Source organism: Enhydrobacter sp. (assembly GCA_025808875.1).
Taxonomy (GTDB): Bacteria; Pseudomonadota; Alphaproteobacteria; order Reyranellales; family Reyranellaceae; genus Reyranella.
This window is the reverse complement of sequence record CP075528.1, coordinates 2966916-2987661: the sequence shown is the minus strand read 5'-3', so window position 1 is coordinate 2987661 and position 20746 is coordinate 2966916. Positions and strand designations below refer to the sequence as shown.

Genomic DNA, 20746 nt, shown 5'->3' with positions numbered 1-20746 from the left:
GAAGGCCTGCCGTGCGTTGACTTTGGTCAAGGCTGCGCTGGGGAGATTGTTGTTACCTGCTTAAAATGCAGTTGGGTCGTCCTGACCCACATCAATGCGACAGTGGTCATGGAGATCGTTGCAATTGCATCCGGCGCCGGCCACGTGATCGAGCTGATCGGTGTGATCGTGCTGATACTGGGGGCGCTGCTGGCGTGCGGCGCCTGTGTGGTCCGGCTGTCGCGTGGCATAGCGTTCTCGGATGCCTACCACGACTTGAGGGCCGATCTCGGCCGCGCGATCCTGCTCGGCCTCGAGTTCCTAGTGATCGCCGACATCATCGGCACCGTCGCCGTCGAGCCGACATTGCACAATCTGGGCGTACTGGCGGTGATCGTGGCAATCCGTACATTGCTCAGTTTCGCGCTGGAACTCGAGGTGAGTGGACGTTGGCCGTGGCAGAAGAATGACCATGACAGGTCTGCCCGATGAAAATCCTCGCCTTCGGTACCAGCGTCGCTGGTCCGTTGGTTGTCCTCCTGATGGCAATATCGGCGACTGGCTGCAGTAGCATCGGCCCGGACACGGTGCCCCGCGACAGGTCCGACTACGCCGCCGCGATCGGCGATTCCTGGAAGCAGCAAACTCTGTTGAACATCGTGAAACTGCGCTACGGCGACTTTCCCGTGTTCTTGGAGATCGCGCAGGTTATTGCCGGCTATCAGATGCAGACCACCGTTGCTGCCGGGTTTTCCGCTCAGAACTACATCCCGTCGACGGTCGGGGTGCCCGCCGCGATTGGCGGCTCGGCAACCGTCGGCGCTACCTATATCGACCGCCCGACCGTGATCTATGCGCCGCTGACGGGCAATGACTTTATCAAGAAACTGATGGCGCCCGTGCCTCCCGTCGCCGTCCTGTTCCTGTTGCAGTCCGGCTACTCGGCGACCGTCGTCATGCCTCTGACGGTGGACTCCATAAATGGCATCTCGAACGAGTCGCGCCGCCCCGGCATGACGCGTCCAGCCGACTCGAAGTTCCTGCGCTTGACGCAGCTGCTCCTCGAGCTTCAGCAGGCAAACGCCCTCCAGATACGTATCGAGCGCACCAAGGACGGTGAGACGGCTGTCATCGGTTTTCCGCCCGCCACGGCTTCCCCCGATCTGGCGGCAAAGATCGCGGAGCTGAGGGCGATTCTCGGTCTGTCGCGGCCAGCCCAGGGATACGCGGTCAGGTATGGCGGTCACTCCGGGCGGAACGACGAGATCGCGATCGGCACGCGCTCCATGCTGCAGGTTATGCTGGAACTCGGCGTGCTTGCGCAGGTGCCGGATGCCGACGTTGCGGCGGGCCGGGCAATGCCGGGGGCGACAAGCGGTTCGCCCGCGGGCGGATCGACATCCCCTTTGCTGGGCATCCTGAGCGGCAGTTCTCCGCCTGCCGATGCCTACGTCGCGGTGGCGTACAAGGACCGCTGGTTCTGGATCGCCGACACCGACGTCCGCTCGAAGCTGCTCTTCGGCAGTGTCATGCTGCTGTTCTCGATATCCGATGTCGGTGTCAAGTCGGCATCGCCCGTTGTCACTGTGCCGGCCAACTGACGGGGGCGTTGTTAGAGCAAGCGGCGGTGGTTCACCGCCCCCGGGATTGTCGTTGAGAATCAAGGCGCCTTTCGCAGCCGGTAGACCAGATTTCCGGTTCGGTACGACGCGCGCGTAGGATGCGAGCCATGCCTGCGAGGATCTTCGCTTTCCGAGCGAGTGAGCAACCTTACGCTTACGTAAGCTCTAAGTTGCTGCTGTTTTCTCTCTGCTTGCTTGAAATGACATCGCGCCGACGGGTGCACTCGACGTGCCATTCGTTGCCGCATGTGCGGCGATCGAGGACGCATTCCCGACGACCCGGCACACGCGCCGTTCGATTCCGGTCAGGATGGTTGTCTGACCGGAAGTTGGGCCGCCGTCGTCAACCGCGTCTACAAGATGTTGGAGTGTCGACCGTCAGCTACGGTCAGATTGATGAGATCGGCACAACGTATTGGTACTGGTGCGCTAGACATCAGCGCCAACGGATATGGGCGCGCGGTAGTGGCCTCGGCCCTTTCGCCTGCGTTTTCTCACTGGCATCCGAGCTACGACGCTCCCATTAATTTTTCATCTCTTGAACTGGACGCGTACAACATCTGGTGCCGGTTTGCTTGCGGGCGAGGACGGGCGTTTGAGTCCTCACGCAGCGATGCCCTAACGCAGCTCCGCGCAGAATTCCTGGATGCGCCGGCAACCCTCGCGCAGGCTGTCGAGGTCGGTGGCGTAGGAGATGCGGAAGTAGGGGCTCATGCCGTAGGCCGCGCCCTGCACCGTCGCGACATGGCGCTCCTCGAGCAGCGCCGTGACGAAGTCGGTGTCGGTTTCGATCCTCTTGCCCTTGGGCGTCGTCCGGCCGATGCAGCCGGCGATGTTGGGGAACACGTAGAACGCGCCTTCGGGCTTGTGGCACTTGATGCCCCTGGCCTCGTTCAGCCAGCCGACCACGAGGTTGCGGCGGTTCTGGTAGTCGGCGCGATGGCTCGCGATGATGTCCTGCGGCCCCTCGAGTGCCGCGGTGACCGCCGCCTGGCCGATAGTCGAGACGCCGGCGGTCGCCTGGCCCTGCATGTTCATCATCGCCTGGATCATCGGCTTCGGGCCGCCGGCGAAGCCGACCCGCCAGCCGGTCATGGCATAGGCCTTGGAGGCGCCGTTCACGGTCAAGGTGCGATCCTTGAGGCGCGGTTCGACCTCGGCGATCGAATGCGCCTTCACGCCGTCATAGACGAGGTGCTCGTAGATCTCGTCGGCCATCACCAGCACTTGCGGGTGCTTTAGCAGCACCTCGGCGAGTTCCTTCATCTCCTCGCGCGTGCAGACCGCACCCGTCGGGTTGTTGGGGAAGTTCACCACCACCCACCTGGTCCTGTCGGTGATTGCCGCGTCGAGATCGGCGGCGCGCAGGCGGAACTGGTTGTTCTCCGGGCACGACACGGGCACCGGCACGCCGCCGCACAGCTTCACCTGGTCGGCGTAGCTGATCCAGCCGGGGGCAGGGATGATCACCTCGTCGCCCGGGTTCACGCTCGCCATGGTCGCGCCGAACATGATCTGCTTGCTGCCGTTCGACACCATGATCTCGTCGAGCGCATAGTCGAGCCCGTTGTCGCGCTTGAATTTCTTCTGCACCGCCTTCTTGAGCGCGACCGTGCCATCCTGCGGCGGATACTTGGTGTCGCCGGCGAGCGCCGCCTGGTGCGCCGCCTCGATCGCATGCGCGGGCGACCTGAAGTCGGGCTCGCCGGAGGAGAGGCCGACGATCTTGACACCCTGCGCGCGCAGCTCGCGGACCTTGCGGGTCATCGCCGCCGAGGCCGACACCTTGACGTTCTTCAGACGCTCTGCCGGTTCGAACATTGCCCCTTCCCACCCAAACGCGCGGACAATAGGGAAGCCGGCGTCCCGACGCCAACTACAGCGATGCCGATGACCGCCAGGCAAACCGGTCCGTCCCGGCGCCGGAATCGGGTACGAATGGCGGGTTGACGCCGGGCGGCCCTATCCCTATTTTCCGCGCGCTTTTGGAATTCACCCCGGCGCGGCCGGGGCTTTTTGTCGAGAAGTGCCATGAAGATCCGCCATTCGCTGAAGTCCGTGAAGGCCCGCCACAAGAACAGCCGCATCGTGCGCCGCAAGGGCCGGGTCTACGTGATCAACAAGACCAACCCGCGCTTCAAGGCCCGCCAGGGCTGATCCGGGCGTCCGGGACGCACCACGAGCGGCGGGGCCTCCGGCTTCCGCCGCTTTTTCATTTGGCGTAAGAGCAGGGGCATGCAGATGCCGCCGCTCGACCCCGAGATTCTCGCCCGCCGGTCGGAGATCGTCGCCGCGTTGCGCGCCATCGTTCCGGGCGAGGGCGTGATCGACGATCTCGACGGCATGCGCCCCTACGAATGCGACGCCCTGTCGGCGTATCGGCAGATGCCGCTGGTCGTCGTGCTGCCCGAGACGGTCGAGCAGGTGTCGGCCATCCTGCGCTACTGCCAGGACGGCAAGGTCAAGGTCGTGCCGCGCGGCGCCGGCACCTCGCTGTCGGGCGGCTCCATGCCGGTCGGCGACGCGATCCTGCTCGGCATGGGCAAGTTCAACCGTGTGCTCGAGATCGACTATGCCAACCGCTGCGCGCGCGTGCAGCCCGGCGTCACCAACCTCGGCGTGACCAAGGCGGTCGAGCACGAGGGATTCTACTACGCCCCCGATCCCAGCTCGCAGATCGCCTGCTCGATCGGCGGCAACGTCGCCGAGAACTCGGGCGGCGTCCATTGTCTCAAGTACGGCCTCACCACCAACAACCTGCTCGGCATCGAGATGGTGCTGATGAGCGGCGAGGTCGTCCGGCTGGGCGGCAAGCACCTCGATTCGGAAGGCTACGACCTGATGGGGTTGATGACCGGTTCCGAAGGGCTGCTCGGCGTCGTCACCGAGGTCACGGTGCGGCTGCTGCGACGGCCCACCACGGCGCGTGCCGTGCTGCTGGGCTTCCCGACCGAAGCGGGCGCCGCGGATTGCGTCGCTGCGGTCATCGCCTCGGGCATCATCCCCGGCGGCATGGAGATGATGGACAGGGATGCCGTGAAGTGCGCCGAGGCCTATGTCGGCGCGGGCTATCCGCTCGACGTCGAAGGACTGCTGATCGTCGAGTTGGACGGGCCGGAGGTCGAGGTCGATCACCTGGTCGGACGGGTTGCCGAGATCGCGCGCGAGCGTGGCGCCACTACGCTGCGCGTCAGTCGCGACGAGCAGGAGCGGGTGCTGTTCTGGGCCGGGCGCAAGGCGGCCTTTCCCGCTGTGGGCCAGATCTCTCCCGACTACATGTGCCTCGACGGCTCGGTGCCGCGCGGCAAGCTGGTCGAGGTGCTGGCCGGCATGCGCGAGATGTCGAAGAAGCACGGCCTGCGCGTGGTCAACGTCTTCCATGCCGGCGACGGCAACCTCCATCCCCTGATCCTGTTCGACGCCAACGATCCCGACGAACTGCGCCGCGCCGAGGAGTTCGGCGCCGACATCCTCAGGCTCTGCGTGCGCGTCGGCGGCGTGCTGACCGGCGAGCACGGTGTCGGCATCGAGAAGCGCGACCTGATGGGCGAACAATTCACCGAGATCGACCTCGACCAGCAGATGCGCGTGAAGTGCGCCTTCGACCCCGACCACCTGCTCAATCCGGGCAAGGTGTTCCCGAGGCTGCGGCGCTGCGCCGAGCTCGGCCGTCTGGTCGTCCATCAGGGCAAGATCCCGTTTCCCGAGCTGCCGCGGTTCTAGGTCCATGTCCTCGACCATAAGGCCGCGCGACGCGGGTGAGCTGCGCCAGGCGGTGGAATGGGCGCTGCACGAGGGCGTGACGCTCGACGTGCGCGGCCAGGGCAGCAAACTCGTGCTCGGCAAGCCGATGGCGTGCGATCGGGTGCTCGACCTTTCCGGCATCGGCGGCATCGTCGAGTACGCGCCGGAGGAGCTGGTGGTCACGCTGCGTGCCGGCACGAGCCTGCGCGAGGTCGAGGCGCTGCTGGCGCAGCGCAATCAGATGCTGGCCTTCGAGCCGCCCGATCTCGGGCCGCTGCTGGGGCGCGAGGCGGGGCAGGGCACGCTGGTCGGTGCGCTGATGGGCAACCTTGCCGGGCCGCGGCGGCTGTCGTCGGGGGCGGCGCGCGATCACCTGCTGGGCTTCAGCGGCGTCAACGGCCGCGGCGAAAGCTTCAAGTCTGGTGGGCGCGTGATGAAGAACGTCACCGGCTACGATCTTTCCAAGCTGCTCGCCGGGTCGTGGGGCACGCTTGCCGTGCTCGACCAGGTCTCGGTGAAGGTGCTGCCGGCGCCCGACCAGACGCGCACTCTCCTGTTGCTCGGCCTCGACGACGCGGCGGCGGTCAAGGCGATGTGCGCGGCCATGGGCAGCCCGCACGAGGTCTCGGGCGCCGCACACCTCCCCGGCGGCAAGACCGCGTTGCGCGTCGAGGGCGTGGCGCCGTCGGTCGAAGCGCGGCTCGCAGGTCTGCGCGAGCTGCTGTCGTCGGCCGGCGCGAAGATGGAAGAGCTCGGCACGCTCGAATCGCGGGCCTTCTGGCGCGAGGTGCGCGACGTGGCGCCGCTCGCCGCCGCGCCCGGCGACCTCGTCTGGAAGATTTCCTGTGCGCCGACCGACGGCCCCGCCGTCGTCGCGCGCATCGCGGCGCGACGGCCCGAGGCCCGATACTTCTACGACTGGTCGGGCGGCCTGATCTGGCTGGCGCTGCCGTCCAGCGCCGATGCCGACCACGCGCTGGTGCGCGGCGCGGTGAACGGTGGCCACGCGACGCTCATCCGCGCGCCGGAAGCCGTACGGGCATCGGTGCCCGTGTTTCATCCGCAGCCGGCCGCGCTGGCGGCGCTCGCAAGGCGCGTAAAGGAAAGCTTCGATCCCAGGGGGCTCTTCAACCCGGGGCGCGTGGTCTAGCGATGCAAACCAACTTCACCCTGGCGCAACTGGCCGATCCCGACACCGCGCGCAGCGAGCAGATCCTGCGCAAGTGTGTGCATTGCGGCTTCTGCACCGCAACCTGTCCGACCTTCGTGCTGCTGGGCGACGAGCGAGATTCGCCGCGCGGCCGCATCTATCTCATCAAGGCGATGCTGGAGGGCGATCGCGCGCCAACCATGCAGGAGGTGCGCCACGTCGATCGTTGCCTGTCGTGCCTCTCCTGCATGACGACATGCCCGTCCGGCGTGCACTACATGCACCTGGTCGATCACGGCCGTCATCGGATCGAGACCAGCTACAGGCGTTCGTTTCCCGATCGGCTGATGCGCGGCCTGCTGGCGTTCCTCATGCCGCGGCCGGCCTGGTTCCGATGGGCGACGGCGCTCGGTCGCGTCGCCAGGCCGCTGGCGGCGCTGTTGCCGTCGACCAGCCACGATCCGGGCGGCGCCACGTTCCTGCGTCGTCTGCGCGCGATGTTGGAAGCCGTTCCCGACACGGTGCCGGCGCCGTCACCGGTCGACCGGCCGGGGACCTTCGCCGCCGTGGGGCCGCGTCGCCGCCGCGTCGCCTTGATGCCGGGGTGCGGCCAGCAGGTGCTGGCGCCCGAGGTCAACGAAGCCACCGTCCGGCTGCTGACGCGTCATGGCGTCGAGGTGGTCAACGTCGCCGGCTCTGGCTGCTGCGGCTCGTCGGTGCTGCATGTTGGCCGTCAGGACCAGGCGCTGGAGCTGGCCCGGCGCAACATCGACGCCTGGCTGGGCGCCGACGTCGATGCCGTCGTCGTCAATGCCTCGGGCTGCGGCACGACGGTGAAGGACTACGGTGCGATGTTCGCGCACGATCCGGCGTGGCGCGACAAGGCGGCGCGCGTGTCGGGGCTCGCGAAGGACGTCAGCGAGCTGATGCTGGAGATCGGTCTCGCGAACGTGACCGCGCATCCGCTCACCGTGGCCTATCATTCCGCCTGTTCCATGCAGCACGGTCAGAAGATCCATGAGCAGCCGAAGAAGCTGCTGCGCGACGCGGGCTTCGTCGTGAAGGACGTGCCCGAGGGCCATCTCTGCTGCGGCTGGGCCGGCACCTACCAGGTGCTGCAGCCCGACCTGTCGCGCCGCCTGCGCGACCGCAAGGTCGCCAACATCGAGAGCGTGAAGCCCGACGTGATCGCCTCGGGCAATTTCGGCTGCGTCGGCAACATCGCCGGCGGCACTGACATACCGGTCGTCCATACCGTCGAGCTGCTCGACTGGGCGACCGGCGGACCGAGGCCGGCGGCCGTACCGTGACCGATCTTCGCCCTTGCATCGCGGCGCTCGTCGGCATGATGCTGGCGGCGACCGCATGGAGCCAGACCATGCTCGACACGCTGTTCGCCAAGCTGCAGACCGCCACCGACCCGATGGCCATCCAGTCCCTCGAAGCGGCGATCTGGGAGCAGTGGACGATGGTGCCCGAGCCGGCGCAGCGCGAACTCATGCTGCGCGGCATGCTCGAGATGCAGCAGCAGCAATTCGGCGCGGCGGTCGCCACCTTCACACGGCTGATCGAGATCGCGCCTGAATTGTCGGAGGCCTGGAACAAGCGCGCCACGGTGCATTGGCTGATGGGCAACTTCCCGGCCTCGCTGTCCGACATCTGCGAGACGGTGAAGCGCGAGCCGCGCCATTTCGGCGCCTATTCCGGCCTCGGCATGATCCGCGCCGAGATGGGCGAGAACGGCCGCGCCGTCGCCGCCTTCGAGCTGGCGAGGAAGTACAATCCGCACATCGTCGGCCTCGACATCGAGATCGCCCGCCTCAGGGCTCTGGGCGCCGAGCCGTCCGATGACCCGCTGGGTTGCGTCCAGCGGACGGCGGGCAGATAGTCGGTTCGTTTTCGGGGAGTTGCGTGATGGCCACGTTGTATGTCGGCGGCCGCCTGTTCGACGGCGAGAAGGCGGTGGACGGGCATGCCGTCCTGGAAGAGGGCGGCAAGGTCAGGCGGGTCGCGCCGGCCGGCGAGTTCGTGGGCTTCGCGGGTGTGCGCGTCGACACGACCGGCGGCACGCTGATGCCCGGCCTGATCGACTGCCACGTCCATTCGCTGTTCGGCGGCGAGGGCAATCCGCGCGCCGCGCAGGAGGCACTGAGCCCGGCGCATCTTGCGGTGCGCGGCATGGAGCTGATGCGCACCACGCTCGAGGGCGGCGTCACCGCGGTGCGCGACTGCGGCGGCAAGGACTACATCGAATTCGCCATGCGCGACGCCTTCAACAGCGGCCGCTTCCTCGGCCCGACGATGCGCTGCGCCGGGCGCATGATCTGCATGACCGGCGGCCACGGCAACCGCACCGCCCGCGTCGCCGACGGCGTCGACGAGGTGGTCAAGGCGGTGCGCGAGCAAGTCCATGCCGGTTCCGACCTGGTCAAGATCATGGCGACCGGCGGCGTCATGACGCCCGGCGTCAATCCCGAGGACGCGCACTACACCGCCGACGAGATGAAGGCGGGCATCTCGGAGGCTCATCGCTTCCACAAATGCTGCGCCAGCCACGCCCAGGGCGCGCTCGGCATCCTCAACGCCGTGCGCGGCGGCATCGATTCCATCGAGCACGGCATCTTCATGGACGACGAATGCTGCCGCGAGATGAAGGAGCGCGGCGTGTGGCTGGTGCCGACACTCGCCGCCGTGAAGAACATCCTCAAGGGCTACGACGACGGCGACCGCTCGATCCCCGCCTACGCCGTCGACAAGGCGCGCCGCGTCTTCGAGCGCCACATCGATTCGGTGAAGATGTACTACAAGGCGGGCGGCCGCATCGCCATGGGCACCGACGCCGGCACGCCGCACAACCGCCACGGCGAGAACGCGCGGGAACTCGAATACATGTGCGAGGTCGGAGTCTCGACGCGCGATTCGCTCTTCTTCTCGACGGCTTCCGCGGCCGACCTGATGCGGCTCGACGACCAGGGGCGGGTCAGGGAGGGCAACAGCGCCGACTTCGTCGTCTGCGACGGCGACCCGCTCGCCGACATCGCGCGGGCGGCGCGCAAGGAGAACCATCGCCTGGTGGTCAAGCGCGGCCAGGTCGCGCGCGACAACCGCGCTGCCTTCGCCGTGGCCGCCGCCCGCCTCGCCGCCGAATAGGCGGGGCGTCGATCGCCGTCGGGACGATCCGGTGGAAGAGATCCTTCTCATCCTGATCGGGATCGCCTGGGTTCTCGGCACGCCGATCATCGCCATCGTGGCGTTGGTGCGCACCGGCCGCCTGAGCGACGAGAATGCGCGGCTGCGCGCCGATCTGGGCGAGCTTCGTCGCCGGATCGCCGAGGCGCCGGTCTCGCCGCCGCCCGCACCTGCCGCGGAACTGCCGCCGGCCTTCGAGCCGCCGCCGGTCGCCGAGCCTTCGCTGCCAGAACCGTCGCTGCCGGAGCCCTTCGTCGAGCCGGTGGAACCGCCGCCGCCGCCCGTGGACAAGGTCGGCTGGGAGCAGCGGCTGGGCGCGCGCGCCTTCATCTGGGTCGGCGCGATCACGCTTGCACTCGCCGCCGTCTTCCTCGTGCGCTACTCGATCGAGGAGGGCTATCTCTCGCCCGAAGTACGGGTGATTCTCGCCGCCCTGTTCGGCTTCGGGCTGATCGCCGGCGCCGAACGGCTGAGGCCGCGCGACGACCGCGTGGCGCAGGCCCTCGCGGCGGCGGGCGTCGCCGCGCTCTATGGCGCGCTTTTCGCGGCGGTCGCGCTCTACGGCATGATCTCGCAGACCGCGGCGGGCGGCGGCGCGGCGGCGCTGACTGCCTTCGCCATCGGCGTGTCGTTGCGCCACGGCATCTTCGTCGCCGGTCTCGCCTTCGTCGGCGGGTTCGTGAGTCCTGCCGTCGTCGGCAGCGCCGAGCCTGACACCCCGGTGCTGTTCGGCTACCTGCTGGCGATCGCGGCGGGCACGCTCTGGGTCATCCGCCTGCGCGGCTGGTGGTGGCTCGGCTGGGGCGTGCTGGCGGGCTCGGCGGCCTGGGTCCTCGCCTGGATCTTCGCCGACGTCGCGGGCCTCGCCTGGGTCGCGGCGTTCCTCGTCGCCGTCGCCGGGCTCTTCATATGGGTGACGTGGCGCAACCCGCCGCTCGACGCGCAGCTCCTGGTCTGGACGTCGCTGGCCTCGACCGGCGTGCTCCTGTCGGCGCTGATTTTCGTCGACGACGGCGCGCCGGCGGCGGGCTGGGTGGCGCTCGCCGCGCATGGCATCGGTGTCTACGCGCTCGCCCGCTGGGTGCCGCGCTACCAGTACGTCGCCGCGCTGGTGCCGGCGCTGTCGCTGGCGACGCTCGCACTGTGGCGCGATGCCGATGCCTTCGCCTCGGTCGCGCTGCCGTTCGGCGCGCTCTATGCCGGCGGCGCTTTCGCCCTGATGTGGAACGCGGGCCGGCCGGGCTTCTGGGCGGCGCTCTCGGTGGCGGCGGGTCTCGGCCACTTCCTGCTGTGCTGGTACGTGCTGCGAACCGCGGCGCCCGGCACGCCCTGGGGCCTCATCAGCATCGGGCTTTCGGTGCCGTTCCTGGTCGGCGCCGAGCGGCTGGCGCGCTGGCGGGCGAGCATGCCCGGCGCCACCGAGGCGCTCGGCTTCCTGGCGGCCGGCGTGTCGTTCTTCGTCGCCGCGGCGATCCCACTCGAGCTCAGTCGCGAATGGATCACCGTGGCCTATGCGATCGAGCTCGCGGCGGTCGCCTTCATCGCCCAGCGGCTCGGCCTCGTCGCCATGCGCCTGATGTGCTGGCCGCTGCTGGCCACCGTCGTGGTGCGCTTCGTGCTCAACCCGGAGGTGCTCGACTATCCGCTCGGCACCACGCCGGTACTGAACTGGATGCTGTGGGGCTATGGCCTGTCGATCGCGGCGTTGCTGATGGCGCTGCGGTTCCTGCGGCCGACCGGCGACCTGCGCCTGGTGCGCGCCGTCGAGGCGGCCATCGGCCTGCTCGCCTTCGTCCTGGCGACGCTCGAGGTGCGCAGCCTGTTCCAGCACGATTCCATGACATCGCCCGCGGCGGGCTTCGCCGAGCGCACCTGCCACGTGCTGGCCTGGGGCGGCTTCGCCGTGGCGGCGCTGTGGCTGGCGCGGTCGCGGCGTGACCCCGTGGCGCTGTGGGCGTGGCGCGCGTCGGGCGCGCTGGCGCTCGCCACCGCGCTGCTCGCGCAGGTGCTGTTCCTCAACCCGATCCTCGAGGAGGCTGACGTCGGTACCTGGCCCATCCTCAACCTGCTGCTGCTCGCCTATGCGGTGCCGGCGGCGCTGGCGGGCCTGGCGCGGCACTGGATGGACGGCGTGGAGGCGCATCGCGCCGTTCTGCTGCTGGCCGAGATCGCCGCCGGCGTTCTGATCTTCGTCTATCTCTCCATGGAAGTGCGGCATCTCTTCGATCCGGGCTTCCACCGGCCCGGGCTCGGCGCGACGGGACTGGAGCTCTATGCCTATTCCATCGTCTGGCTGCTGTTCGGCGTCGGTCTGCTGGCGCTCGGCTTCGCGCGCGATGCGGCGGCGTTGCGCCATGCCGGCATGGCGCTGGTCTGCGTCGTCGTCGCCAAGGTCTTCCTGATCGACATGGCGGGACTGCAGGGTCTGCTGCGGGTCCTGTCGTTCCTCGGACTGGGTGCGGCGCTGCTCGGCCTGGGCTATGCCTATCGCCGCTTCGGACTGGCATTGAGGCAACAGAAGTGAAGACCGACAGGCTTTTCCCCGAGTTCGACCTCTCGCTCGACGCGCTGCGCGGGCTGCAATTGAAGCGCCTGCGGGAGACGCTGCGGCACGCCTACGACAACCAGGCGCCGTATCGCGCCAAGTGCGAGGCGGCGGGCGTGCGGCCGGAGGATCTCGAGTCGCTCGACGATCTCCGGCGCTTCCCCTTCACCGTCAAGGGCGATCTGCGCGACGCCTATCCCTACGGCATGTTCGCGATCCCGCGCGAGAAGTGCGTGCGCGTCCATGCCTCTAGCGGCACGACCGGCCGGCCGACGGTGGTCGGCTACTCGGCGCGCGACATCGCGACCTGGTCCGACCTGATGGCGCGCTCGCTTCATGCCGGCGGCGCGCGGCCGGGCGACGTCATCCACAATGCCTACGGCTACGGCCTGTTCACCGGCGGGCTCGGCGCCCATTACGGCGCCGAGCGGCTGGGCTGCACGGTGGTGCCGATGTCGGGCGGCTTCAGCGAGCGCCAGGTCCAGCTGATCCGCGAGTTCGGCGCGCGGGTCGTGCTGATGACGCCGTCCTATATGCTGGCGCTGGCCGACGAGTTCGACCGGCAGGGCGTCGATCCGCGCGCGACCAAGATGAGGATCGGGATCTTCGGCGCCGAGCCGTGGACCGAGGCGATGCGCGCCGAGATCGAGCGTCGGCTCGGCATCGACGCCGCCGACATCTACGGCATCAGCGAGGTGATCGGCCCGGGCGTCGCCTGCGAGTTCGTCGAGAGCAAGGACGGTCCGACGATCTGGGAAGACCATTTCTATCCCGAGATCGTCGATCCGGAATCGGGCGCGCCCGTGCCGGACGGGCAGCCGGGTGAGCTGGTCTTCACCTCGCTGACCAAGGAGGCGATGCCGGTCGTGCGCTACCGCACGCGCGACCTGACGCGGCTGTTGCCGGGCTCGGTCACGTCGATGCGGCGCATGGCCAAGATCACCGGCCGCAGCGACGACATGCTGATCGTGCGCGGGGTCAACCTGTTTCCCAGCCAGGTCGAAGAGCAGATCCTGCGCGACCCGGCGCTGTCGGGCCACTACGTGATCGAACTCAGCCGCAGCGGCGCGCTGGACGACCTGCTGGTGCGGGTCGAGGCGCGTGAGGCTCTGGCGGCGGAGGCTCTGGCGGCGAGCGGTGCCGAACTCGCCCGGCGGCTGAAGGGGATGTGCGGGCTGAGCGCGGAGGTCGAGGTCGCCATGCCGGGCGCCGTCGAGCGTTCGATGGGCAAGGCGCGGCGCGTGATCGACAAGCGGCCGAAGGGTTGACTCGCCCCGCCGTCAGGACCAGGGGCCGGTCGCGAGCTTGATCCTGGCGCCGATGACGGCGAGGTCGTCCGCCGCGTGCGTGGGCTGGAGCGGCAGGTTGGGCGTGAGCGCCGACAGGGTCGGCAGCGTGCGCTCTGCCGAACGGCTCGACATGACCACCGCGCCGAATACCAGCACGGTGGCTGCGATGACCAGGAAGTCGATCCAGGTGAGGCCGGCGCGCCGGGGCCGGTAGGGCCGCTTCGTCTCGGAGGGGTTGTCCATCTTCATCCCGCGAATGCTTCTTCAGGGAGCCTACGCAGCTTTCGTGCCGCGCATCCCCGCGGGCGCCGGGGGTGCGGCGAGACGTCCTCAGACGTAGGCGATGCGTAGGATATTGGTGGCGCCGGGCGTGCCGAACGGTACGCCCGCGGTGATCACCAACCGGTCGCCCTGCCGGGCGAGATTCTGCTGGCGCGCCACGCGGGCGGCGCGCTGCACCATGTCGCCGAAATTGTGTGCATCCTCGCCGTGAACCGGATGCACGCCCCATGCGAGTGTGAGCTTGCGCGCCGTGGCGAGGTTGGGCGTCAGGCAAAGGATGCGCACGTCGGGCCGCTCACGGGCGGCGCGCAGCGTGGTCGAGCCGGTGTTCGTGTAGGTGACGATGGCGGCGGCGCCGAGCGTGTGGGCGCATTGCCGGGCGGCGGCGCTGATCGCGTCGGCGGTGGTCGCCTCGGGCTCGCGGCGGCTCGCATCCATCAGGCGGCGGTAGAGCGGATCGGCCTCAACGCTCTTGAGGATGCGGTCCATGATCGTCACCGCCTCGACCGGATAGTCGCCCGACGCCGATTCCGCCGACAGCATCACCGCGTCGGCACCGTCATAGACGGCGGTCGCCACGTCGGATGCCTCGGCCCGCGTCGGTGTCGGCGAATGGACCATCGAATCGAGCATCTGCGTGGCGACGATGGCCGGCTTGCCGGCCATGCGCGAGGCCGCGAGGATGCGCTTCTGCAGCGGCGGCACCGCCTCGGGCGGCATCTCCACGCCGAGATCGCCGCGCGCCACCATGACGCCGTCACTCTGCTCGATGATCTCGTCGAGATGCTCGATGGCCTGCGGCTTCTCGAGCTTGGCCATCACCGCGGCGCGGCCCGCCACCAGCTTCTTCAGCTCGGCGATGTCGTTCGCGTGCTGAACGAACGACAGCGCCACCCAGTCGACTCCGAGCGACAGGCCGAAATCCAGGTCCTTGCGGTCCTTCGGCGTCATCGGTGACAGCGGCAGCACGAGGTTGGGCAGGTTGACGCCCTTGCGATCGCTGATCGGGCCCGCGACCTCGACTTCGGTGTCGATCGTGTTCTCGTCGTGCGCGACGATGCGCAGCCGGACCTTGCCGTCGTCGATCAGCAGCAGCCCGTCGGGCTGGGCGGCCTTGAAGATCTCGGGATGGGGCAGCGGCACGCGCTTGGCCGTGCCCGGCGCCTTGTCCATGTCGAAGCGCAGCTTCTGGCCCTTCTTCAACTCCAGCGGACCCTTGGCGACGGTGCCCAGGCGCAGCTTCGGTCCCTGCAGGTCCATCAGGATGGCGATCGGATGCTTGTGCCGGGCCTCGAGCTCGCGCAGCAGGTCGACCCGCTTGCGATGGTCGTCCGGGTTGCCGTGGCTGAAATTGAGACGGAAGACATCGGCGCCCGCCTCGAACAGGGCGATCAGCCGCTCGCGGGTCGACGAGGCGGGCCCCAGCGTGGCCACGATCTTGGTGAAGCGAGTACGCTGCATCGGGCCAGTCTAGCGCTTGGGCGACGACACTTTGAAGTCTCCGGCCTGTTCGTAGACCTTCACGACGGCCGAATCGTCGAGCTTGCCCCAGCCCGCGCCGGCGGCGGCGAGGAAGAGCTGGTGGGCCGTCGCGGCCAGGGGAAGCGGCAACCGAAGCTCGTGGCCGGTGTTCAGCACCAGGCCGAGATCCTTGACGAAGATCTCGACGGCGGAGAGCGGCGTGTAGTCGTCGTCCAGCATGTGCGGCACGCGATTGCCGAACATCCACGAATTGCCGGCGCTGGCGGAGATCACCTCGTAGACGGCGCGCGTGTCGGCGCCGGCCCTGGCGGCGAGCGCCACGGCCTCGGCGGCGGCGGCGATGTGCACGCCGGCCAGGAGCTGGTTGACCGTCTTGACGAGCGATCCGATGCCCGGCGCGTCGCCGAGGCGGAACACCTTGGCCGAGGTCGCGGCCAGTATCGATTCGGCGGCGGCAAAGGCGGCCGGCGAGCCGGACGCCATGTAGGTGAGCTCGCCCGACTCGGCGCGGGCGCGCCCGCCCGACATCGGCGCGTCGAGCAGGACGTGCCCGCCGGCGGCCAGCCGCTCGCCGAGCGTGCGGGCGAAGGCGGCGGGAACCGTCGCGCATTGCATGACGAGGCCGCCCTTGCGCAGCGCGCCGATCGCGCCGTTCTCGCCGTGCAGCACGGCTTCGACCTGTTGGGCGTTCACCACCGCGACGATCACCACATCGGCAACCGTGGCGGCGGCCGCGGGTGTCGTCTCGATCGCGCCGCCCGCTGCCGCGAAGGCGTCGCGCGCCGCCGTCGCCGGATCGACACCGATCACGCGATGCCCCGCCTTCAGCAGATTCTTCGCCATGCCCAAGCCCATCGAGCCCAGGCCGATGAAGGCGACGGTGGGCGTGTTCCTGTCCGCCATGGATCAAACCTCCTGCTTCACGACGGAAACGCCTCCTCGACGTCGCGCACCTGCGAGTCGGTCAGCAGGCGGACCTTGAAGCCCTGCAGCAGCAGGTGGAGCTTGGCGGTCTCCTCCAGCTCCTCGATCGAGGCCGAAGCGGCCGAGAGCGACGTCCCGGCGACGACCGGCCCGTGGTTGGCGAGCAGCACGGCGCGATGCCCCTTGGCGTATTCGCGGATCGCGTCGGCGAGCTTCGGATCACCCGGCTTGAAGTAGGGCACCAGAGGCAGCTTGCCGACCCGCATCACGAAGTAGGGCGTGATCGGCGGCAGCGTCGTCTCCGTGCCGTGGTGGCACGACGGATCGAGGCAGGAGACGGCGACGGCGTGCGTGCAATGGAGATGCACGATGGCGCCGTCCCTGGGCCGCACGTCGTAGACCGAGCGATGCAGCAGCGCCTCCTTGGTCGGCGGGTCGCCGCCGACGTGCCGGCCGCCGAGGTCGAGCTTCGAGAGCCGGCCCGGCTCGAGCTCGCCCAGCGAGGAGTTGGTCGGCGTCATCAGCCAGCCGTCGGCGATGCGCACGGAGATGTTGCCCGAGGTGCCGGGGCAGAGACCGCGCGCGGCGAGCTTGGCGCCGAGCGCGCAGACGGCCTCGCGGGCCTTGGCTTCTTCGCTCATGTCTTCCGAAACGCCTTGGTGAAGAAATCGGCTGCGCCGAAATTGCCCGACTTCAACGCGAGCAACAGCGGCTTCTTGCCGACCGATGCCGTCCACGGCACGCCGGGGTCGATCTCGGGGCCGATGCGTAGCGCCGTCACGTCGAGCGCGCTCACCACGGCGCCCGACGTCTCGCCGCCCGCCACGACCAGCCTGCCGACGCCCGCCGCGACGAGGCCGCGCGCCAGCGTCGCCATGGTCTTCTCGATGGCCTGGCTCGATTTGTCGACGCCGTACCTGGCTTGCAGCGCCTTGACCGCCTCCGGCTTGTCGCTGGCCGACAGCAGGATCGGCCCGTTGCCCAGCCTGCCCCTGGCCCAGTCGAGCGCCCTGGCGGCGACGTCCTCGCCGCGGCAGATCGCGTCCGTGTCGAGCGCCAGGCGGGCTCCCTCGAACGCCGCGATCTGGCCGAGCGTCGCAGCCGAGCACGATCCGGCGAGCACGGCCGCTGCGCCGTCGATCTTCGGCAGCGAGTCGGCGTTCGGCTTGTGAGCGAGCAATCCGCGACGGCGCCAGGCCGCCGGCAGTCCGAGCGCCACGCCGGAACCGCCGGTCACCAGCACGTCGTCGCCCACCGCCTCGCCGATGATGCCGAGGTCGTTGTCGGCCACTGCGTCGACCACGACATGGCGCACGCCGTCCGTGGCGAGGGTGTCGAGGGCGCTGCGCAACGCAGCCGCGCCGGACTGGACCTGCTTGAGCGGCACCAGCCCGACCTTGTGCCGAGTCTGGCGCTGCAGCACGCGCACCAGGCTCGCGTCGGTCATCGGCGTGAGGGGATGGTGCCGCATGTGCGAGTCCGACAGCAGCACGCTGCCGACGAACAGGTGGCCGAAGAAGATCGTTCGTCCGTTCTCGGGAAAGGCGGGGCAGTAGATCGCCTGCCTGGCGCCCAGCGCATCGAGCAACGCATCGCCCACCGGGCCGATATTGCCGGCGTCGGTCGAATCGAAGGTCGAGCAGTACTTGAAGAAGAACCTCGAGCAGCCCGCCGCCTGCAGGGCCTTCAGCGCGTCGAGCGACTGTGCGACGGCGTCCTGCGCGGCGATCGAACGGCTCTTGAGCGCGACCACCACGGCGTCCACGTCATCGGGGATTGTCCCCGCCGGCGGCACGCCGATGGTCTGGATGGTGCGCATGCCGCCCTTCACCAGCACGCCGGCGATGTCGGTGGCGCCGGTGAAGTCGTCGGCGATGACGCCCAGAATGGCCATGGCTCTAGCCATTCCTCCCCAGCGGAGCTGGGGAGGTGGCCCGAAGGGCCGGAGGGGTCGTGACCCCTCCGTCGGCGTAAAACGCCGACACCTCCCCTTGCTGGCGCAAGGGGAGGAGAAGAGGCGCGTCGGTTCGCATCGGCGGACTCTAACCGACCACCGACGCCTTCATCCAGAACTTCCGGCGTCTCTTGCGTCGACGCTGTTCGTCCTCGCCGTCATAAACGTGCAGCGGCGGCGCGGGATCGAACGTATCGCGAATATCCAGAGAATTGACGTTCAGCGTCGCGATCAACCGGCCCTCGTCCTCCATGACGGCGCCCACGTACGTCCCGCACTTGCTGCACACGAGATAGTCCGTGATGCCGAGGCCGAAGCGGTAGCGCGACACTGTCCCCGGCGCCGCTCGGAACTCCACCGAGCCGGCGGGATCGCCCATGGTGCGCGCGCCATGGCGGCGGCAGAAGGTGCAGGAGCAGCGGCCGACCCGCATCTCCTCCGGCCTCTTCGCGGTGGTGAAGGCGATCTGGATGGCGCCGCAGTGGCAGGATCCGGCATAGGTGGTCATGGCACGATCAAGGTTGCCCTGAAGTCGTTGACGTTGGTGCGCGTCGGCCCGGTGACGAGGCTGTCGCCCAGCATCCCGAAGAAGCCGTGGCCGTCGTTGTCGTCGAGCATCGCCTGCGGGTCGCAGCCCTTGGCCCGGGCGCGCGCCAGCGTGTCGGGGGCGAAGAGGGCGCCCGCGATCTCCTCCGCGCCGTCGACGCCGTCGGTGTCCGCCGACAGGCCCCAGACATTGGCTGCGCCATTGGCGGCGATCGCCTCGGCGAGCAGGTATTCGACGTTGCGTCCGCCGCGGCCCGCACCGCGCACGGTGACGGTGGTCTCGCCGCCCGACAGGATGACGGTGGGTCTGGCCACCTTGCGCGCCAGCGCCTGCCGGGCGTGCTCGGCGCCGAGCTCGCGCGCCTCGCCTTCGAGACTGTCGCCCAGCACCACGGCGTCGCAGCTGCGCGCGCGCGCGAGTGCGGCCGCGGCCTCGAGGGAACGCGCCGGCGCGGCGACGATCACGTTTTCGACGCGCGCCAGCCTCGGATCGCCGGGCTTGGGCGTCTCCTCGATCCGGCCCGCGGCGCCCGCTTCCAGGTGCGCGCGCACCGCATCGGGCGGATCGATGCGATACTTCTTCAGCACGGCGAGTGCGTCGGCGAAGGTCGTGCGGTCGGGCACGGTCGGGCCGGAGCCGATCACGCCGGGATCGTCGTTGGGCACGTCGGAGATCAGCCACGCCAGCACTCGCGCCGGCTGCGCGGCGATGGCGAGCCGGCCGCCCTTGATGGCGGAGAGGTGCTTTCGCACCGTGTTCATCTCACCGATGTTGGCGCCCGACGTCAGCAGCGCGCGATTGACCGCCTGCTTGTCGGCGAGCGCCAGGCCGGGCGCGGGCAGGGCGAGCAGCGCCGACGCGCCGCCCGAGACGAGGCAGAGCACGAGGTCGTCCGCGCGAAGGCCCCGCACGCGCTCGAGGATGCGGCCGGCGGCGGCGCGGCCCTTCTCGTCGGGCACGGGATGCGCCGCCTCGACGATCTCGATGCGCCTGCAGCTTTCGGCGTAGCCGTAGCGCGTGACGACCAGGCCTTCGAGCGGATGCGGCCAGCGATCCTCCAGCGCGCGGGCCATGGCGGCACTTGCCTTGCCTGCGCCGATCACCACGGTGCGGCCCCTGGGCGGCGTGAGCCTGTCGACATGGGGCGCGAGGCAGGTTGCGGGCCGCGCGGCGGCGAGCGCCGCGTCGAACAGGTCGCGCAACAGGGCGCGGGCGTCGGCGTCTTTCATTGGCGCCATCTTCCCACTATAGGGGCGCGATGCAACTGCTCGGTCCCGGCGATCCTCCCGCGTTTTCCGTGCACAACGCGACGGGACGTGCGCCGCTCCTGCTGTTGTGCGATCACGCCAGCAAGGCCGTGCCGAAGGCGCTCGGCGATCTCGGCATCGCCGACAGCGAACTCGCGCGGCACATCGGCTGGGACATCGGCGGCCTCGACGCCGCGATCGAACTGGCGCACCGGCTCGACGCGCCGCTGGTGGCATCGGGTTACTCGCGCCTCGTCATCGACTGCAACCGCTGGCCGGGCGGCGAGGGCTCGATCCCCGACGTCAGCGACGGCACGCGCGTCCCCGCCAATGCCGGGCTCACGAAGCAACAGGCCGACGCGCGCGCCGAGGCCTGCTTCTGGCCCTACCATCGCGAGGTCGACCGCCAGCTCGACCGGATGACGGAGGACGGCCGCCGGATCTGCCTGCTGGTGGTGCACAGCTTCACGCCGCGCATGAACGGCTTCGACCGGCCATGGCAGGTCGGCGTGCTGTGGAACGACGATCCGCGCCTGCCCGATCCGCTGCTGGCGGAGTTGCGCCGCGATCCGTCGCTGACGGTCGGCGACAACGAACCCTACTCGGCGCGCGCCTCCTACGAGTACACGCTCACCGCCCATGCCCGGCCGCGGAGCCTGCCGCACTGCTCGCTCGAGGTTCGCCAGGATCTGATCGCCACGCCCGAGGCGGCCCGGCAGTGGGCGGGGCGGCTGGCGCCGGCGATCGGCGCGGCCGTTGCCGCGGCTCTCGCCTGAACCTATATCGAAGCAA

At 69.2% G+C, this 20746-nt stretch carries 19 protein-coding genes; 11 read left to right on the top strand and 8 right to left on the bottom strand.

Annotated features, from left to right (window positions below):
* Window positions 1-108: 108 nt before the first annotated feature.
* Both KIT25_14840 and KIT25_14835 read left to right on the top strand, forming a co-directional pair.
* Window positions 109-471: a DUF1622 domain-containing protein gene (locus tag KIT25_14840; GenBank protein ID UYN93331.1), complete on the top strand. Its 363-nt coding sequence runs from the start codon at window positions 109-111 to the stop codon at window positions 469-471.
* Window positions 468-1580: a hypothetical protein gene (locus KIT25_14835; GenBank protein ID UYN93330.1), complete on the top strand. Its 1113-nt coding sequence runs from the start codon at window positions 468-470 to the stop codon at window positions 1578-1580. Before KIT25_14840 ends, KIT25_14835 begins: the two co-directional genes overlap by 4 nt.
* A gap of 639 nt (window positions 1581-2219) precedes the next feature.
* Here KIT25_14835 and KIT25_14830 read toward each other — a convergent pair.
* The gene (locus KIT25_14830; protein UYN93329.1) at window positions 2220-3422 is read right to left on the bottom strand and encodes a pyridoxal phosphate-dependent aminotransferase; all 1203 of its coding nucleotides are present in this window, start codon (window positions 3420-3422) and stop codon (window positions 2220-2222) included.
* Window positions 3423-3632: 210 nt separating this feature from the next.
* On the opposite strand from KIT25_14830, the gene ykgO reads away from it, so the two are divergent.
* The 8 genes from ykgO (at window position 3633) to paaF (ending at window position 13497) form a co-directional block, all read left to right on the top strand.
* Window positions 3633-3758 (top strand): type B 50S ribosomal protein L36, encoded by a 126-nt coding sequence (gene ykgO / locus KIT25_14825; protein UYN93328.1) that lies wholly within the window; start codon window positions 3633-3635, stop codon window positions 3756-3758.
* Window positions 3759-3836: 78 nt separating this feature from the next.
* On the top strand, window positions 3837-5324 hold the full coding sequence (locus KIT25_14820) for an FAD-binding protein (GenBank protein ID UYN93327.1): 1488 nt from the start codon (window positions 3837-3839) through the stop codon (window positions 5322-5324).
* A 4-nt stretch (window positions 5325-5328) separates the two neighbouring features.
* Window positions 5329-6495: a glycolate oxidase subunit GlcE gene (glcE, locus tag KIT25_14815; protein ID UYN93326.1), complete on the top strand. Its 1167-nt coding sequence runs from the start codon at window positions 5329-5331 to the stop codon at window positions 6493-6495.
* A 2-nt stretch (window positions 6496-6497) separates the two neighbouring features.
* The gene (gene glcF / locus KIT25_14810) at window positions 6498-7805 is read left to right on the top strand and encodes a glycolate oxidase subunit GlcF (protein UYN93325.1); all 1308 of its coding nucleotides are present in this window, start codon (window positions 6498-6500) and stop codon (window positions 7803-7805) included.
* Window positions 7802-8383, top strand: a complete 582-nt coding sequence (locus tag KIT25_14805; protein UYN93324.1) for a hypothetical protein — start codon at window positions 7802-7804, stop codon at window positions 8381-8383. Before glcF ends, KIT25_14805 begins: the two co-directional genes overlap by 4 nt.
* 26 nt (window positions 8384-8409) lie before the next feature.
* Window positions 8410-9645, top strand: a complete 1236-nt coding sequence (locus KIT25_14800; GenBank protein ID UYN93323.1) for an amidohydrolase family protein — start codon at window positions 8410-8412, stop codon at window positions 9643-9645.
* Between the two features lie 31 nt (window positions 9646-9676).
* Window positions 9677-12208 carry a DUF2339 domain-containing protein gene (locus KIT25_14795; GenBank protein ID UYN93322.1) on the top strand — a complete coding sequence of 844 codons (2532 nt, stop codon included), beginning with the start codon at window positions 9677-9679 and terminating at the stop codon, window positions 12206-12208.
* On the top strand, window positions 12190-13497 hold the full coding sequence (paaF, locus tag KIT25_14790; GenBank protein UYN97950.1) for a phenylacetate--CoA ligase: 1308 nt from the start codon (window positions 12190-12192) through the stop codon (window positions 13495-13497). The genes KIT25_14795 and paaF overlap by 19 nt, the downstream gene beginning before the upstream one ends.
* 12 nt (window positions 13498-13509) lie before the next feature.
* Here the strand turns inward: paaF and KIT25_14785 are convergent, their stop codons facing one another.
* The 7 genes from KIT25_14785 to KIT25_14755 form a co-directional block, all read right to left on the bottom strand.
* A complete protein-coding gene (locus tag KIT25_14785) occupies window positions 13510-13767 on the bottom strand; it encodes a hypothetical protein (protein ID UYN93321.1) in 258 nt (85 codons plus the stop codon).
* An 81-nt stretch (window positions 13768-13848) separates the two neighbouring features.
* A complete protein-coding gene (pyk, locus tag KIT25_14780; GenBank protein UYN93320.1) occupies window positions 13849-15261 on the bottom strand; it encodes a pyruvate kinase in 1413 nt (470 codons plus the stop codon).
* Between the two features lie 9 nt (window positions 15262-15270).
* The gene (locus tag KIT25_14775) at window positions 15271-16185 is read right to left on the bottom strand and encodes an NAD-binding protein (GenBank protein ID UYN93319.1); all 915 of its coding nucleotides are present in this window, start codon (window positions 16183-16185) and stop codon (window positions 15271-15273) included.
* Between the two features lie 17 nt (window positions 16186-16202).
* Window positions 16203-16847: an aldolase gene (locus tag KIT25_14770; protein UYN93318.1), complete on the bottom strand. Its 645-nt coding sequence runs from the start codon at window positions 16845-16847 to the stop codon at window positions 16203-16205.
* Complete coding sequence (locus KIT25_14765) at window positions 16844-18100, bottom strand: four-carbon acid sugar kinase family protein (GenBank protein ID UYN93317.1); 1257 nt, start codon at window positions 18098-18100, stop codon at window positions 16844-16846. The genes KIT25_14770 and KIT25_14765 overlap by 4 nt, the downstream gene beginning before the upstream one ends.
* 148 nt (window positions 18101-18248) lie before the next feature.
* Window positions 18249-18668 carry a hypothetical protein gene (locus KIT25_14760; GenBank protein ID UYN93316.1) on the bottom strand — a complete coding sequence of 140 codons (420 nt, stop codon included), beginning with the start codon at window positions 18666-18668 and terminating at the stop codon, window positions 18249-18251.
* The gene (locus KIT25_14755; protein UYN97949.1) at window positions 18665-19936 is read right to left on the bottom strand and encodes a glycerate kinase; all 1272 of its coding nucleotides are present in this window, start codon (window positions 19934-19936) and stop codon (window positions 18665-18667) included. Before KIT25_14755 ends, KIT25_14760 begins: the two co-directional genes overlap by 4 nt.
* A 29-nt stretch (window positions 19937-19965) precedes the next feature.
* Here KIT25_14755 and KIT25_14750 point away from each other — a divergent pair, with 29 nt between their 5' ends.
* Window positions 19966-20730 carry an N-formylglutamate amidohydrolase gene (locus tag KIT25_14750; protein ID UYN93315.1) on the top strand — a complete coding sequence of 255 codons (765 nt, stop codon included), beginning with the start codon at window positions 19966-19968 and terminating at the stop codon, window positions 20728-20730.
* The last annotated feature ends 16 nt before the right edge of the window (window positions 20731-20746 follow it).

Coding starts and splice junctions, on each gene's coding strand:
- KIT25_14840 (UYN93331.1), top strand. CDS start 109: ATGGAGATCGTTGCAATTGCATCCGGCGCCGGCCACGTGATCGAGCTG.
- KIT25_14830 (UYN93329.1), bottom strand. CDS start 3,422: ATGTTCGAACCGGCAGAGCGTCTGAAGAACGTCAAGGTGTCGGCCTCG.
- KIT25_14755 (UYN97949.1), bottom strand. CDS start 19,936: ATGAAAGACGCCGACGCCCGCGCCCTGTTGCGCGACCTGTTCGACGCG.
- KIT25_14835 (UYN93330.1), top strand. CDS start 468: ATGAAAATCCTCGCCTTCGGTACCAGCGTCGCTGGTCCGTTGGTTGTC.
- glcF (UYN93325.1), top strand. CDS start 6,498: ATGCAAACCAACTTCACCCTGGCGCAACTGGCCGATCCCGACACCGCG.
- KIT25_14760 (UYN93316.1), bottom strand. CDS start 18,668: ATGACCACCTATGCCGGATCCTGCCACTGCGGCGCCATCCAGATCGCC.
- KIT25_14750 (UYN93315.1), top strand. CDS start 19,966: ATGCAACTGCTCGGTCCCGGCGATCCTCCCGCGTTTTCCGTGCACAAC.
- KIT25_14775 (UYN93319.1), bottom strand. CDS start 16,185: ATGGCGGACAGGAACACGCCCACCGTCGCCTTCATCGGCCTGGGCTCG.
- pyk (UYN93320.1), bottom strand. CDS start 15,261: ATGCAGCGTACTCGCTTCACCAAGATCGTGGCCACGCTGGGGCCCGCC.
- ykgO (UYN93328.1), top strand. CDS start 3,633: ATGAAGATCCGCCATTCGCTGAAGTCCGTGAAGGCCCGCCACAAGAAC.
- KIT25_14800 (UYN93323.1), top strand. CDS start 8,410: ATGGCCACGTTGTATGTCGGCGGCCGCCTGTTCGACGGCGAGAAGGCG.
- KIT25_14820 (UYN93327.1), top strand. CDS start 3,837: ATGCAGATGCCGCCGCTCGACCCCGAGATTCTCGCCCGCCGGTCGGAG.
- KIT25_14770 (UYN93318.1), bottom strand. CDS start 16,847: ATGAGCGAAGAAGCCAAGGCCCGCGAGGCCGTCTGCGCGCTCGGCGCC.
- KIT25_14785 (UYN93321.1), bottom strand. CDS start 13,767: ATGAAGATGGACAACCCCTCCGAGACGAAGCGGCCCTACCGGCCCCGG.
- glcE (UYN93326.1), top strand. CDS start 5,329: ATGTCCTCGACCATAAGGCCGCGCGACGCGGGTGAGCTGCGCCAGGCG.
- KIT25_14765 (UYN93317.1), bottom strand. CDS start 18,100: ATGGCCATTCTGGGCGTCATCGCCGACGACTTCACCGGCGCCACCGAC.